The organism is Novosphingobium sediminicola, from assembly GCF_014196525.1.
Lineage (GTDB): Bacteria > Pseudomonadota > Alphaproteobacteria > Sphingomonadales > Sphingomonadaceae > Novosphingobium > Novosphingobium sediminicola.
On sequence record NZ_JACIDX010000006.1, the window covers coordinates 195,856 to 210,955 of the forward strand.

General features: G+C 62.5%; 10 protein-coding genes and 1 other RNA gene. 7 read left to right on the forward strand and 4 right to left on the reverse strand.

What is annotated here, in order from left to right:
• Positions 1–250 precede the first annotated feature (250 nt).
• An RNA gene (rnpB, locus tag GGR38_RS09545) (RNase P RNA component class A) lies at positions 251–664 on the forward strand.
• 412 nt (positions 665–1,076) lie between these two features.
• Here the strand turns inward: rnpB and infC are convergent.
• Both infC and pdeM read right to left on the reverse strand, forming a co-directional pair.
• Positions 1,077–1,595 carry a translation initiation factor IF-3 gene (gene infC / locus GGR38_RS09550; protein WP_168602223.1) on the reverse strand — a complete coding sequence of 173 codons (519 nt, stop codon included), beginning with the start codon at positions 1,593–1,595 and terminating at the stop codon, positions 1,077–1,079.
• Positions 1,596–1,726: 131 nt separating this feature from the next.
• Positions 1,727–2,413 (reverse strand): ligase-associated DNA damage response endonuclease PdeM, encoded by a 687-nt coding sequence (gene pdeM / locus GGR38_RS09555; protein ID WP_183624896.1) that lies wholly within the window; start codon positions 2,411–2,413, stop codon positions 1,727–1,729.
• Positions 2,414–2,484: 71 nt separating this feature from the next.
• On the opposite strand from pdeM, the gene hemF reads away from it, so the two are divergent.
• The 3 genes from hemF (at position 2,485) to GGR38_RS09570 (ending at position 6,353) form a co-directional block, all read left to right on the forward strand.
• Entirely contained in the window at positions 2,485–3,345 is an 861-nt protein-coding gene (gene hemF, locus GGR38_RS09560; RefSeq protein ID WP_183624898.1) for an oxygen-dependent coproporphyrinogen oxidase, read from the forward strand.
• Between the two features lie 59 nt (positions 3,346–3,404).
• Positions 3,405–3,938 carry a superoxide dismutase family protein gene (locus tag GGR38_RS09565; RefSeq protein ID WP_183624900.1) on the forward strand — a complete coding sequence of 178 codons (534 nt, stop codon included), beginning with the start codon at positions 3,405–3,407 and terminating at the stop codon, positions 3,936–3,938.
• Between the two features lie 321 nt (positions 3,939–4,259).
• Positions 4,260–6,353 (forward strand): RelA/SpoT family protein, encoded by a 2,094-nt coding sequence (locus GGR38_RS09570; protein WP_183624902.1) that lies wholly within the window; start codon positions 4,260–4,262, stop codon positions 6,351–6,353.
• An 83-nt stretch (positions 6,354–6,436) separates the two neighbouring features.
• Here the strand turns inward: GGR38_RS09570 and GGR38_RS09575 are convergent, their stop codons facing one another.
• Entirely contained in the window at positions 6,437–7,282 is an 846-nt protein-coding gene (locus GGR38_RS09575; RefSeq protein WP_183624904.1) for an XdhC family protein, read from the reverse strand.
• 10 nt (positions 7,283–7,292) lie between these two features.
• Positions 7,293–8,891 carry an alpha-glucosidase gene (locus GGR38_RS09580; protein WP_183624906.1) on the reverse strand — a complete coding sequence of 533 codons (1,599 nt, stop codon included), beginning with the start codon at positions 8,889–8,891 and terminating at the stop codon, positions 7,293–7,295.
• Between the two features lie 324 nt (positions 8,892–9,215).
• Here GGR38_RS09580 and GGR38_RS09585 point away from each other — a divergent pair, with 324 nt between their 5' ends.
• Genes GGR38_RS09585 through glgC form a run of 3 tightly spaced genes read left to right on the forward strand, consistent with a single transcriptional unit; the run spans position 9,216 to position 15,094 of the window.
• Positions 9,216–11,630, forward strand: a complete 2,415-nt coding sequence (locus GGR38_RS09585) for a glycogen/starch/alpha-glucan phosphorylase (protein WP_183624908.1) — start codon at positions 9,216–9,218, stop codon at positions 11,628–11,630.
• Positions 11,631–11,643: 13 nt separating this feature from the next.
• A complete protein-coding gene (gene glgB, locus GGR38_RS09590; protein WP_183624910.1) occupies positions 11,644–13,815 on the forward strand; it encodes a 1,4-alpha-glucan branching protein GlgB in 2,172 nt (723 codons plus the stop codon).
• Between the two features lie 13 nt (positions 13,816–13,828).
• On the forward strand, positions 13,829–15,094 hold the full coding sequence (glgC, locus tag GGR38_RS09595; protein ID WP_183624911.1) for a glucose-1-phosphate adenylyltransferase: 1,266 nt from the start codon (positions 13,829–13,831) through the stop codon (positions 15,092–15,094).
• Positions 15,095–15,100: the final 6 nt, after the last annotated feature.

The window sequence follows — 15,100 nt, forward strand, 5'->3', positions numbered from 1 at the left end:
AGTGATGAAAGTCTATTGGGGGCGATCCGGCATGATGCAATCGCGTTTTGACACATTCATCCAAAATTCAGCAATAGTGTGACGCAACTGCAACATAAGTGAAATGTTCGATTTTGCGAATATGTCCGACTCTGGATGCTTGGCCGGGATGCTCTCATGGCATCGCCTGCGCCGCCTGCCTTGATCAGGCGCAAAAATCCCCGCCTTAATCGCTTTTCTCCCCTGCCAAAGCCTGCTAGCGCTCCGCATGTCAGGGGGCGGGGCAGCCGCGTCAGGGTTCGTCCCTGCCGAGGAAAGTCCGGGCTCCACGAAACGAGGGTGGCGGGTAACGCCCGCCGGGGGGAAGGCTTTTGGCCGACCTTCAAGGGAAAGTGCCACAGAGAGCAAACCGCCGGACGGATGCAAATCCCAAGGTAAGGGTGAAAGGGTGCGGTAAGAGCGCACCGCAATTCTGGCGACAGAATTGGCAAGGCAAACCCCACCCGGAGCAAGACCGAATAGGGGCAACGCGTCCATCAGGACAGGCGGGTTTCGCGCCAGTTGCCCGGGTTGGTTGCTGGAGCGCACTGGCAACAGGGCGCCGAGAGGAATGGCTGCCGCTGGCCGCCGCGTCGGATGATACGAGCGGCCTTCACAGAACCCGGCTTACAGGCCTCCTGACATTTTGCTAAAATTCGCGCCGACCGGATGGGCGGATTGGGGGTCGCGCTCCTGATCGGCTGGGCTGTCGGGCATGCCGGATTGGGCGGAAGGGTTGGGCGGCTCTTCAGGCCGGGCTGTTTTTCATGCCCAATGGCGGCTTTGCTGCCGCGTTTTGGCTTTTCGAACATGTGTTGGGCGTTTCGGCCTGGGCCTTGCTTCATGGCGATTTGACCGGCGTTCTGGCGCTTGGCTTTGTGTTCAATATAGGCTGGTGGTTCGCCTTGCTCAGAGTGTGGCGCGTGCTGCGATCTCGCCGGTAAAACGTAAAAGGCGCCGGTCCCGCATTCGGGGCCAGCGCCTCTTCGTAGATCCTGCCGGTCAGCCTGTTTGGCCGGAAATGGCCGCCAAACCAGCGAGGCAGGGCCTTTGTAGCCTTATTTGGGCGAAAGCACCATCAGCATCTGACGGCCTTCCATGCGCGGATAGGCTTCGACCTTGGCCAGTTCGGCTGCATCTTCCTGCACACGCTTGAGCAGGTTCATGCCCAGCTGCTGGTGCGAAAGCTCGCGACCGCGGAAGCGCAGTGTCACCTTCACCTTGTCACCTTCGCCGATGAACTTGTGAATAGCGCGCATCTTCACGTCATAGTCGTGATCGTCGATATTGGGACGCATCTTGATCTCTTTGATCTCCTGCGTCTTTTGCGACTTGCGGGCCAGGTTGGCCTTTTTCTGCGCCTCATAGCGGAACTTGCCCACGTCGAGGAATTTGCAGACCGGCGGGTCGGCATTGGGCGACACTTCGACAAGGTCAAGCCCAAGTTCGAACGCACGCTCGATCGCTTCGCGCGTGTACAGGATGCCGAGGTTTTCGCCCTCGTCATCGATCACGCGCACCTTGGGCACGTTAATCATCTCGTTATAGCGAGGCCCGCTTTTGACGGGGGGCGCCATGCTGCGCCGGGGAGGGGGGGCTATAATCTACTCTCCATAGAACATTTCTGGATGAGCGCCTTTAGATCGAAACACACATGCATGAAAGCGCAATTTCGCCACAGTGGGGGCAAAATCGCGAAACTTGTGTCTCAGGCGGTCCAGACGGGCATGATGACGGCTTTTGCCGCCGCGCACAAGATCGCCTCGGCGCGTTTTGCGGGCCGCATGGCGGCGATCAGCGCCGGGTCGGCGGCATCCATCCCCCCGGTCAACGCACCAAATGCGGGTAAAATCAGCCGATTCTCGCTGCGCAGCGCACAGGGGCGGCTGATCGCGCGTCCGCGGACCCGCAGCCGCAATTTGGGGTGGTAATGGCCCGAGATCTCCGGCCCTGCTTCTCCGGCCAGAGCCTCGTGACGCAAGGCGATGCCGTTCAGCCTCATCTCCTCGACCACATCGCCGGTCATTTCTGCGGCCAGCCCCGCATCGTGATTGCCCACGATCCATACCACATCGAGTCGCCGCGCCAGATCGCGCAGCATCCGGGCCGCTTCCGGCTCCATGCGCGCCGGGCCGCCGTCGTCGTGGAAATTGTCGCCAAGGCACAGCATCCGCCGCGCGCCCGTCGCCATGGCCGCTGCGCTCAACCGCTCCAGCGTTTCGCGGCTGTCATAAGGGGGCAGCATCTGGCCGGTCTGGGCATACCAACTGGCCTTTTCCAGATGCAGGTCGGCCACCAGCAGCGCTTGCTGCGCGGGCCAATAGACCGCGCGGCTGTCCGAGATCAGCCATTCCTGATCGGCAAAGGAAAAAGGGGCAAACTGCATCGCGGCCATCCGGCCCCCTTGCCGCGCCCGCCCGGCGGTGGCAAGCGGGAGCGCAACAATCCCCGCAAGAGAGGCGATAAGTGACCGACTGGACCCCCTATACTCAGCGCGCCAAGACATGGTTCGAAGCTCTGCGCGATGGCATTTGCGCCGAATTTGAAAAGATCGAGCGCGAGGCGGGTTCGGACGCCGGTTTCCAATATACGCCCTGGACCCGCGATGCGGTGGCGGGCGAGGTGGACACCGGAGGCGGCGTGCAGGGCCTGATGAAGGGCAAGGTGTTTGAAAAGGTGGGGGTCAATGTCTCGACCGTCCATGGCGCCTTTTCGCCCCAATTCGCCGCCAGCATCAACGGGGCCAGCGTGGAAAACCCCGGCTTTACCGCCACGGGCATCAGCCTTGTCGCGCATATGGCCAATCCGCATGTGCCCGCCGTGCATATGAACACGCGGTTTTTGACCACGACCAAGGCGTGGTTCGGCGGCGGGGCGGATCTCAATCCGCCGCTGCCCTATGATGAGGACGCCGCAGATTTCCACGCGGCGTTCAAGACCGCCTGCGACGCGCATGGCGAGGGCTATTACGAGCGCTATAAGGCATGGGCGGACGACTATTTCTACATCCCCCATCGCAAGGTACATCGCGGGGTGGGCGGCATTTTCTATGACCATCTGGAATGCGCTGATGAGGCGGCTTGGGAGGCGAACTTTGCCTTTACCAAGGCGGTGGGCGAGACCTTCCTGTCGATCTTCCCGCAACTGGTGCGCCGCCGGATGGGCATCGCCTTTGATGCGGCCCAAAAGCAGCAGCAGCTTGAATGGCGCGGGCGCTATGCCGAATTCAATCTGGTTTATGACCGTGGCACTTTGTTCGGGCTGAAAACCGGCGGCAATATTGATGCGATCCTGATGAGCCTGCCGCCCGAAGCGGTTTGGAGTTGATGCGGGAGCAAAATCCGCGATGAAGCGTTGTGGGTGAGGATTTCGGAAAGGATCGGAAGATGGGTAAGGTTTGGACGGCGCTGGCTGTGGCCGGGCTGATGGTGCCGGGCATGGCGGTTGCGAAGGCGGCACCCAAGGATAAGGTGCTGGCCAGCGCGGCGTTGATGAAGGGCGATACGATGCCTGCGGGCCTTGCCTCGATTGTCGAGAGCAAGGGCAAGCTAGGCTTGAAGCTCTCGCTCTCGGGCCTGCCGGCGGGCGTCCATGCGGTCCATCTGCATATGCGCGGCGTTTGCGAGGTTCCGGCCTTTACCTCGGCGGGCGGACACCTGAACCCGGCGGGCCATCAGCATGGCCGCGACAACCCGATGGGCGCGCATATGGGCGACATGCCCAACATCACCGTGGGCGATGACGGCACGGCCAATGTCACACTGCCGCTGGAATATAAGGCGGATGAACTGCTCACCGCGCTGTTCGACAAGGATGGCGGGGCGGTGGTCGTCCATGCCGCGCCCGATGATTACAAGACCGACCCCACCGGCAATGCGGGCGGGCGGATTGCTTGCGGGGCGTTTGTTCGGGGGTCGTGATCGGGGTTTTATGCCTCCGGCGGGCAAAGGGACTGGCCCCTTTGCAATCCCGGTAATGGGGTGGCGCTTGGTTGGCGGGGTTGATTGGGTTTGAAAGCCTGCGGCGCGGCGAATTTACGCTTAAAAGTGCCGCAGGCTTTACCTCCATGACGCTGCCTCTTTGCGCAACGCAGATCCGGATGCGCAACGATGGCAGTAACGGGATTGCAAAGGGCCGCCGCCCTTTGCCCGCCGGGGGCATTTAACTCCCGCCAAAACCCGCTCTAAAATCCCATAAACCCCCTTGCCCTTCTGCGCCCATCCCCCCAAAGTCGTATAACGATGTTGCGCCAATACGAACTTGTCGAGAGGGTTAAGGCTTACGCGCCTGATGCGGATGAGCAGATGCTCAACCGCGCCTATGTTTATACCGTCCAGAAGCATGGCAGCCAGAAGCGCGCCAGCGGCGACCCTTATTTCAGCCATCCGGTCGAGGTGGCCGGGTTGATGACCGAGCTGAAGCTGGATCAGGACACGATCATCACCGCTTTGCTGCATGATACGGTTGAGGACACGCTGGCCACCATTGATGAGGTGGAGAAGCTGTTCGGGCCGGACGTGGCGCGGATGGTCGACGGCGTGACCAAGCTATCCAAGATCGAGGCGATGAGCGAGAAGGAGCGCGCGGCCGAAAACCTGCGCAAGTTCCTGCTGGCGATGAGCGAGGATCTGCGCGTTCTGCTGGTCAAGCTGGCCGACCGTCTGCACAATATGCGCACGCTCCATTACATCAAGAGCGAGGACAAGCGTCGCCGCATCGCCAAGGAAACCATGGATATCTATGCCCCGCTGGCCGAGCGTGTGGGCATGTATGAATATATGCGTGAGATGCAGTTGCTGGCGTTTCAGCAGCTTGAGCCCGAGGCCTATGCCACGATCACCGGTCGCCTGGCGCAGATCCGCAGCCAGGACCACGGGCAGGTCGACGCCATTGCGCTTTCGATCAGCCAGGCGCTGACCGAGGCGGGGGTGAAGTGCAAGGTCTGGGGCCGGGAAAAGCACCCCTATTCGATCTGGCGCAAAATGGCCGAACGCCATGTCAATTTCGACCAGATCACCGACATCATGGCCTTCCGCGTGCTGGTGGGCAATGTCGAGGATTGCTATCGCGCCATCGGCGTGCTGCACACCACATGGCAGGCGCTGCCCGGCCGGTTCAAGGATTACATCTCGACCCCCAAGGTCAACGGCTATCAAAGCCTGCACACATCGATGATCTATGAAAAGGCCATGCGGATGGAGGTGCAGATCCGCACATGGGATATGCACGAAACCAACGAATATGGCCTTGCCGCGCATTGGAGTTATAAGCAGGGCGGGGTGGTGCCTGATACGCAGGTGGGCTGGCTGCGCGATCTGGTCGAGGTGCTGGAGGCCAGCAACGATCCCGAAGAACTGCTCGAAAACACGCGGATGGCGATCTATCAGGACCGCATCTTCGCCTTTACCCCCAAGGGCAAATTGTTCCAGTTGCCCAAGGGTGCGACGCCTATCGACTTTGCCTATGCGGTGCATAGCGATCTGGGCAGCATGGCCGTGGGCGCCAAGCTCAACGGGCGCCATGTGCCTTTGCGCACGGCGCTGAGCAATGGCGATGTGGTGGAAATTATCAAAAACCGGTCGGCCAGCCCGCAACTGGCATGGCTGGGCTTTTGCGTGACGGGCAAGGCGCGCGCCGCCATCCGCCGCGCGGTGCGCATCAAGGAGCGCTCCGAACTGGCCGCCATCGGGCGCAAGCTGTTTGACGAGATTATCGAGCGCCTGCCCACCAAGGTCGGCAAAAAGGCCACCGCCGAGGCGGTCAAGCGGCTGGGGCTGAAGAACGAGGACGAGCTGATGGCCGCTATCGGCACGGCCAAGCTGGACGACCGGCAGGTGATGGAGGCGCTGGTCCCCGGTTCGGCGCGCGATTTGCCCGAGCCCGAGGCATGGCCCAAGCAGGAGCGCGCGATCTCGATCAAGGGGCTCACCCCCGGCATGGCCTTCCACCTGGCCGAATGCTGCCACCCGGTGCCGGGCGACCGCATCGTGGGCCTGCGTAAACCGGGCGTCGGGGTTGAGGTTCACTCGATCGCCTGCGACGTGCTGATCGAGGGCGGGGACCATGACTGGATCGACCTGTCATGGGGCGATCGCAGCGTCGGCGCCGTCGGCCGCCTGCGCTGTATCCTCTATAACCGCCCCGGCACGCTGGCCGAAGTCACCGGCATCTTCGCCGCCAACAAGGCCAACATCACCCAGCTCCAGAATGTCCACCGCGACGAACTCTTCGGCACGTACGAGGTCGATCTGGAGGTCACCGATCTGGCCCATTTAACGCGGATCGTGTCCTCGCTGCGCGCCAGTGATGCGGTGTCGCAGGCGGATCGGTTGTAGGGTTGGTTTAGGGGATTAAGGTGACTCCGGCGGGCAAAGGGCAGGGGCCCTTTGCCCGCCGGAGTCACACCTTCCTTAAATCCCTATCCCAACAACCCCTCATAAGCCCCCACCACCTCGGCCAGCACGGATAGCGCCAACACCGAGGGCGTCCGAGTGGCCGGGATAAGCCCGATGGGTGAATGCAGCCGCGCCAACGCCGCGCCATCGAACCCTAGCGAGGAAAGCAATTCCACCCGGTTCGCCCGCGTTTTCGCGCCGCCCTGCGCGCCTATATAGAAGGCATCGGTCCCCATCGCCCATGGGATCAGCGTGCGCTCCCATTCATGGTCGTGGAACAGGACGGCCACGGCGGTCCATGGATCGGGCGTCCAGCCATCGGGCAGGGCGGGGGGCTGGCCCAGCGACATGATGGCGTCTCCGGCCTGCCCATGGGGTGTGACCAGCAGCACTTCGATCCCTTGTGCGCGGCCCATGGCGGCAAGGGTGCTGGCCTCAGGCCCGCTGCCCAGCACCAGCAGGCGCAGGCGGGGCAGGTAGCGCCGGGTAAAGCCTTCGCCCAGCGGCAGATGCACTACCTCGCGCCGCTCCAGCGCCGCCACCGCGCCCTTTAGCGCATCGGCATCGGGGGCCGGATCGACCATTACCTCGACCCCTGAACCGCAGGGCAGGCGGATGTCGATAAAGGGCGAACCCGCGCCGTAGCGCAGCACGCGCGGGTGCCCGCCCGCCATCGCCTCGCGCATCAGCGCGGCTTCGAGGCAGCCATCGGCCAGCGATCCGACCATCGTCTTTTCGCCCAGCACCGCCAGTTGCGCGCCCCAGCGCCGCGACCAACTGCCGTCGATCCCCACGACTGTGCAAAGCGCGCCGCCATGGGCGGCCACCGCGGCCAGCGCGGCATGATCGTCATCAATGGGCAATGTCATAAGGGGCGTGTTAGCCCAATGTCTGGCGAATGAAAACTGCGCCGAATGGCGGCAATTGCGCTGCCCCGCCGCCATTGACCGACAGCATCAGCGCGCCCGCCGGACAGGCATGGCGCATCGGCGCGGCGCCAAGGTTGAAGGCGCAATGCACCCGTTCATCGCCCCAATGCCGGGCGAAATGCAGCAACATGCCATGGGTATGCACATCCTCCATCGCGCCGATGCGCAAGGCCGTGCTGCCCCGGCGCAGGGCCAGCATCGCGCGGGTCCAGTGCAGCGGGCTGGCCGGGTCGGCCTCCTGCGTGGCGGCGGCGCGAGCGATGTTGGCCTCGGACAAAGGCAACCACGGCTCGCCATCGGTAAAGCCGCCATGCGGCGCGTCCGATTGCCATGGCATGGGCGTGCGCACTCCGTCGCGCGATAGCGTCAGCGGCCAGTTGGCGATGGCCTCGGGGTCTTTGAGCAGGTGGAAGGGGATCTCGTCCTGTGTCAGCGCCAGTTCCTGACCCTGATAGAGGAAGATATTGCCCCGCAGCGCGATCAGCAGCGCCATGGTCAGCCGGGCATAGGCGGTCAGATCCGCGCCATTAGCCCAGCGCGAGATATGGCGCGGCGCATCGTGGTTCTCAAAGGCCCAGCTCGGCCAGCCTTCATCTCCGCCATGCCATTGGCCCAGCGAGGTCTTGATCCGCTGCGGGGTCAGTTCGGGGGCATAGAGGAAGTCGAAGCTGTAGGCGCTCGACAGCCGCGCATCGCCCGCCGTGTAATCCTTCATCAGCCCCACCGCGCCATCGCCGCCCACCTCGGCCACGGTGAAGATCGCGCCATATTCCCCGCACAGCGCCCCGATCCGCTCGATGAAGGGGATGGCGGCGGGGTGGTTCTGGCTGTGGATCTTGTCCTGAAAATCGAAAGGGCGGGTGCGGACGTGATGCCCCCGCGACACGGGATTGTCGCGCAGGTCGGGGTCGAAAAAGGCGTGGTTCAAAGCATCGAGCCGGAACCCGTCCACCCCGCGATCCAGCCAGAAGCGCATCACATCAAGGCAGGCCTCCTGCACCATCGGGTTATGCGCGTTGAGCTGGGGCTGCTCCTTCAGGAACTGGTGATAGTAATATTGCTGTCGGCGCGCATCCCATGTCCATGCCGGGCCGCCAAACACCGATTGCCAGTTGTTGGGCGGGGTGCCATCCGGATTGGCGTCGCACCAGACGTACCAGTCGGCATGATCGCCCTTTTTCGATGTGCGGCTGGCGGCGAACCATGGGTGGGCATCGCTGGTATGGGCGAAGACCAGGTCGATGGTAACCTTGATCCCCAATTCATGCGCGCGGGCGATCAGCGCGTCGAAATCGGTCAGCGTGCCGAAGATCGGATCGACATCGCGATAGTCCGCCACGTCATAGCCGTAATCGGCCATCGGGCTGGTAAAGAAGGGGCTGATCCATATCGCCTCGACGCCAAGGGAGGCGATATGGGGCAGGCGGGCGGTGATGCCCGGCAGGTCGCCGATGCCGTCGCCATTGCTGTCGGCAAAGCTGCGCGGATAGATCTGATAGATCGCCGCCCCGCGCCACCAGAGCGTCTGTTCCGAAAGGGTATCATTCATCGCGCGGCTCCGCAGCATGGGGCGCGGGAAGGCCCCGATGAGGCGCATTCTGGCATTGCTGCGCCGCAGCGCCAAGAGTGCTGCACCGCGATGGCATACGTATTGCCAAAGGAGCCGCATCGACAGGGCAGGAAATTGCGACAATAGATTGCATCACACCTTGTCGGGCCGGGCAAAGCTGTCCTAGTCTCCTGCAGAGGAAGCGACGCGAAATCGCCTATGCGCTCATCAAGAGGCAAGGCGCGAAGTCGGTTGGGGGAGGACAGGACATCAGCGTCTCGGGCGGCCATTGGGCGCTTCGGGCATCATGGGGAGTATCGTTGCATGAGCCAGTCCCAGACAGATTCCCAGCCCTCGATCAGCGATCTCATCGTCGATGTTCTGCGCCACCGCGTGGGCAAGGACGAACGCGCCGCCAAGCCGCATGACTGGTTTCACGCCGCCGTGCTTTCGGTGCGCGACCGGATCATCGACCGCTGGTTTGAATCGACCCGCCGCACCTATGAGGAAGAGGGCAAGCGGGTTTACTATCTCAGCCTTGAATTCCTGATCGGGCGGCTGATGCGCGACGCGCTCTCCAATCTGGATGTGACGCGCGAGATGGAGGCGGCGCTGCGCGAACATGGGTTCGATCTGGCGCAGCTTGAGGAACTGGAACCTGATGCGGCGCTGGGCAATGGCGGTCTTGGGCGGCTTGCGGCCTGCTTTATGGAGAGTTTGGCCAGCCTGGATATCCCGGCCTATGGCTATGGCATCCGCTATGTAAACGGCATGTTCCGTCAGCGGATCGACGATGGCTGGCAGGTCGAACTGCCCGAAACGTGGCTGGCCCATGGCAATCCGTGGGAGTTTGATCGCCGCGAAAGCGCCTATCGCGTCGGCTTTGGCGGCGAGGTGATCGAGGGCAATGGCGGCGTAGTGTGGCACCCGGCCGAGCAGGTCGAGGCCAGCGCGGTCGATACGCCGGTGGTGGGCTGGCGCGGGGCGCGGGTGAACACCTTGCGCCTGTGGACGGCATGGGCGCTTGATCCGCTGCGTCTGGATGCGTTTAACGCGGGCGATCATGCGGGAGCTCTGGCCGAACAGGTCAAGGCCGACTCTCTGGTGCGCGTGCTCTATCCGGCCGACAATACGCCTGCGGGTCAGGAATTGCGGCTGCGGCAGGAGTATTTCTTCTCCAGCGCCTCCATTCAGGACATCCTGCGCCGCCATCTTCAGGCCGACAAGGATGTGCGCAACCTGCCGAAAATGGCCGCGATCCAGCTCAACGACACCCACCCCAGCGTGGCCGTGGCCGAATTGATGCGCCTGCTGATCGACGTCCATCATCTGGAGTTTGACGAGGCGTGGGAGGTGACCAAGGGCACCATCGGCTATACCAACCACACGCTCCTGCCCGAGGCGCTGGAAAGCTGGCCGCTGCCTTTGTTCGAACGGCTTTTGCCGCGCCATATGCAGATCGTCTATGCCATCAACAGCCGTGTGCTGCGCGAGGCGCGCAAGGCCGGGATGACCGGCGAGCAGATCGCCGCCATCAGCCTGATCGACGAGCATGGCGAGCGGCGAGTGCGCATGGCCAATCTGGCCTTTGTCGGCGCGCATTCGGTCAATGGCGTGGCCGCGCTGCACACTGATCTGATGAAAAGCACGGTCTTTTCCGATCTGCACAAACTGTATCCTGCGCGGATCAACAACAAGACCAATGGCGTCACCCCGCGCCGCTGGCTGCAGCAATGCAATCCGGGCCTGACCAAGGTGATCCGCGAGGGGATCGGGGATGGCTTCCTTGACGATGCGGAAAAGCTGGCCGGGCTCAATGCTCTGGCGGGCGACGCGCAATTTGGCGAGCGCATTGCTGAGGTCAAGCGCGCGAACAAGGTGGCGCTGTCCAACCATATCAAGCAATTGATGGGCGTGCGGCTCGACCCCGATGCGCTGTTTGACGTTCAGATCAAGCGCATCCACGAATATAAGCGCCAGTTGCTCAATCTGGTCGAGACGGTCGCGCTTTATGATCAGATCCGCAGCCATCCCGAGCGCGACTGGGTGCCGCGCGTCAAGATCTTCGGCGGCAAGGCGGCATCCAGCTATCACAATGCCAAGCTGACCATCAAATTGGCCAATGACATCGCCCGTCGCGTCAATTCCGACCCCAGCGTGGGCGGGTTGCTCAAGGTGGTCTTCGTGCCCAATTACAACGTCAGCTTTGCCGAACGGATCATCCCGGCCGCCGACCTGTCGGAACAGATCAGCACGGCGGGGATGGAGGCGTCGGGCACCGGCAACATGAAATTCGCCCTCAACGGCGCGCTGACCATCGGCACGCTGGACGGGGCAAATATCGAAATCAAGGACCGGGTGGGCGATGATAACATCGTAATCTTCGGCATGACCGCCGATGAGGTCAACGAGACGCGCAGCGGCGGATACAATCCCCGCGCCATCATCGAAGGCAACCGCGAATTGCGTCAGGCGGTGCAGGCCATCGCTAGCGGCGTGTTCAGCCCCGATGACCGCGACCGCTACAAGGGGCTGATGGGCGGTCTCTATGATAGCGACTGGTTCCTTGTGGCCGCCGATTTCGACTCCTATGCTCAGGCCCAGCGCGCCGTCGATGCGCGCTGGATGGACGAAGCGGGCTGGCGCAAGGCGGCCATTCATAACATTGCCAATGTCGGCTGGTTCTCGTCCGATCGCACGATTGGCGAATATGCGCGCGACATCTGGGGCGTGAAATAAGGATAATGTTTCAGTGAAGCCCGACCCGACCGCTATTGCCGCCCTGCTCGATGGATCCCATGGTGATCCCTTCTCCCTGTTGGGGCCGCATGAGGGGCCGGGGGGCACTTTCGTCCGGGCGGTTTTGCCCGGAGCGCAGGTCGCGGTGGCCTGCGCGCTGGACGGGACGGAGCTGGGCGAACTGGAGCGGGTCGATGACCGGGGCCTGTTCGAGGGCGTGATCGCCGGGGCGCCGCAGCCTTTACGCTATCGCGTGGGGGCGCTGGGCGCGCATTGGTTTGTCGAGGATGCCTTTTCCTATGGTCCGGTGCTGGGGCCTCTGGATGATTACCTCATCAACGAGGGCCATCACCTGCGCCTGTTCGACAAGCTGGGCGCGCATTGCATCCATCATGAGGGCAGCGACGGCGTCCATTTCGCGGTCTGGGCGCCCAATGCCGCGCTGGTCAGCGTGGTGGGCGATTTCAACGATTGGGACCATCGCCGCCATCCGATGCGCCGCCGCGCCGACATCGGCGTGTGGGAAATCTTCGTTCCCGGCGTAGGCACCGAGGCGGCGTATAAATATCGCATCGTCGGGGCCGACGGCACGGTCCTGCCTCTGAAGGCTGATCCGTGGGGTCAGGCGGGCGAATTGCGCCCCTCGACCGCCAGCCTGACGGCGCATCCGGTCAAGCAGGACTGGGGCGATGAAGGGCACCGCGACTATTGGGCCAAGGTCGACCCGCGCCGCGCGCCGATCAGCATCTATGAGGTCCACGCCGGATCATGGATGCGCGATGACAAGGACTGGTTCCTCGACTGGGACGCCATGGCGGAAAAGCTGATCCCCTATGTGGTGGAAATGGGCTTTACCCATATCGAGTTTCTGCCGATTGCCGAACATCCCTATGATCCGTCATGGGGCTATCAGACGCTGGGCCTGTTTGCCCCCTCCGCGCGGTTTGGCCCGCCCGAAGGTTTTGCCCGTTTTGTCGATGGGGCGCACCGGGCCGGGATCGGCGTGCTGGTCGATTGGGTGCCCGCCCATTTCCCCACCGACGCGCATGGGCTGGCGCGGTTTGACGGCACGGCGCTCTATGAACATGACGATCCGCGTCTGGGCTTTCACCCCGACTGGAACACCGCGATCTATAATTTCGGGCGGCGGGAAGTGTCCTCCTTCCTCGTCAATAACGCGCTGTTCTGGGCCGAGCGCTATCATGTGGACGGGCTGCGCGTCGATGCGGTGGCCTCGATGCTGTACCGCGATTACAGCCGCAAGGCGGGCGAATGGATTCCCAATGAGGCGGGCGGGCGCGAGAATTGGGAAGCGGTGGATTTCCTGCGCGCGGTCAACCGGGCGGTCTATGGCCAGATCCCCGGCTTCTTTACCGTGGCCGAGGAATCGACCGCATGGCCGGGCGTGACCCTGCCGGCGGTGGATGACAATCGCAACGCGCTGGGCTTTGGGTTCAAGTGGAACATGGGCTTCATGCATGACACGCTGCGCTATATGGCGCGCGATCCCATCCACCGGCGCCACCATCATAACGACATCACCTTTGGCCTGATGTATGCCTTTGCCGAGAATTTCGTGCTGGCCATCAGCCATGACGAGGTGGTCCATGGCAAGGGCAGCCTGGTCAACAAGATGGCGGGCGATGAGTGGCAGAAATTCGCCAATCTGCGCGCCTATTACGGCCTCATGTGGGGCTATCCGGGCAAGAAGCTGCTGTTCATGGGGCAGGAATTTGCGCAACTTCGCGAATGGAGCGAGGAGCGCAGCCTCGACTGGGATCTGCTGAATCAGCCCGAGCATGAGGGGATGCGCAGCCTCGTGCGTGACCTCAACCGCGCCTATCGCGAGACGCCCGCACTCCACGCCCGCGATTGCGAGGGCGAGGGGTTCCAATGGCTGGTGGTCGATGATGCGCTGGCCAGCGTGTTTGCATGGGCGCGGCATTCCGGCGACGGGGCCTGCGTGGCGGTCATCAGCAATATGACGCCTCAGGTGCATGGCTCGTATCGCCTGCCTTTGCCGCGCGACGGCGTGTGGCGCGAAATCATCAACACCGATGCGGCTTGTTACGGCGGCACCGGCGCGGGAAATATGGGGCAGGTTGTGGCGCAGGATGGTGCGGCGTTGGTCACGCTGCCGCCACTGGCGACGATTATGCTGGAATGGATAGAAGCTGCGGCGTGAATGGGAGGGTATGATGCGCGATACGAATAGCCAGCCTCTGGCTCGCGAGGCGATGGCCTATGTCTTGGCCGGGGGGCGGGGCAGCAGGCTTAAGGAACTGACCGACAATCGCGCCAAGCCTGCGGTCTATTTCGGGGGGATGAGCCGGATCATCGACTTTGCCTTGTCGAATGCGATCAATTCAGGCATCCGCCGCATCGGCGTGGCGACGCAATACAAGGCCCACAGCCTGATCCGCCATATGAACCGCGCGTGGAATTTCATGCGGCCGGAACGTAACGAAAGCTTCGACATCCTGCCCGCATCGCAGCGCGTTTCCGAAACGCAGTGGTACGAAGGCACCGCCGACGCCGTCTATCAGAACATCGACATCATCGAGAGCTATGGTCCCAAATATATGGTCATCCTGGCGGGCGACCATATCTATAAGATGGACTATGAATTGATGCTGCGCCAGCATGTGAACAGCGGCGCGGATGTCACGATCGGCTGTCTGGTGGTCCCGCAAAAGGAGGCCAGCGGCTTTGGCGTGATGGCGGTGGACGGCAATGACGTCATCACCGATTTCGTCGAAAAGCCGATCAATCCGCCCGAAATTCCGGGCAAGCCGGGCTGGTCGCTGGCGTCGATGGGCATTTATGTGTTCGACACCAAATTCCTGTTCGAATTGCTGAAGGAAGATGCGGCCAACCCGATCAGCACGCATGATTTCGGCAATGATCTCATCCCCAAGATCGTCAAGGGCGGCAAGGCGGTGGCGCATCGCTTTACCGAAAGCTGTGTTCGCGCGGCGGACGAGATTGGCGAATATTGGCGCGATGTCGGCACGCTGGACGCTTATTTCGAGACCAATCTCGATCTGACCGATACCGTTCCGATGCTCAACATGTATGACCGCGACTGGCGCATCTGGACCGATCAGGTCGTGGCCGCGCCCGCCAAATTCGTCCATGACGAGGAAGGGCGCCGGGGCCATGCGATCCGCTCGCTGATTTCGCAGGATTGCATCGTGTCGGGGGCCACGGCCTATCGCTCGCTGCTGTTTACGGGCGTCAAGATGGGCAGTTGGTCCGAGGTGAATGAGGCGGTGATCCTGCCCTATTGCAACATCGGGCGTCATGCCAAACTCTCGCGCGTCATCATCGATTCGGGCGTGCGCATTCCTGAAGGTCTGGTGGTGGGCGAGGACCCCGAACTGGACGCCAAGCGTTTCCGCCGCACCGAGAATGGCGTCTGCCTCATCACCAAGCGGATGATACAGGCGCTGGATCTGGATTGAAGGGAT

Excerpts from the sequence above, each read along its gene's own strand:
- GGR38_RS09580 (WP_183624906.1), bottom strand. The coding sequence starts at position 8,891 with ATGAATGATACCCTTTCGGAACAGACGCTCTGGTGGCGCGGGGCGGCG.
- pdeM (WP_183624896.1), bottom strand. The coding sequence starts at position 2,413 with ATGGCCGCGATGCAGTTTGCCCCTTTTTCCTTTGCCGATCAGGAATGG.
- GGR38_RS09565 (WP_183624900.1), top strand. The coding sequence starts at position 3,405 with ATGGGTAAGGTTTGGACGGCGCTGGCTGTGGCCGGGCTGATGGTGCCG.
- GGR38_RS09575 (WP_183624904.1), bottom strand. The coding sequence starts at position 7,282 with ATGACATTGCCCATTGATGACGATCATGCCGCGCTGGCCGCGGTGGCC.
- glgC (WP_183624911.1), top strand. The coding sequence starts at position 13,829 with ATGCGCGATACGAATAGCCAGCCTCTGGCTCGCGAGGCGATGGCCTAT.
- GGR38_RS09585 (WP_183624908.1), top strand. The coding sequence starts at position 9,216 with ATGAGCCAGTCCCAGACAGATTCCCAGCCCTCGATCAGCGATCTCATC.
- infC (WP_168602223.1), bottom strand. The coding sequence starts at position 1,595 with ATGGCGCCCCCCGTCAAAAGCGGGCCTCGCTATAACGAGATGATTAAC.
- GGR38_RS09570 (WP_183624902.1), top strand. The coding sequence starts at position 4,260 with ATGTTGCGCCAATACGAACTTGTCGAGAGGGTTAAGGCTTACGCGCCT.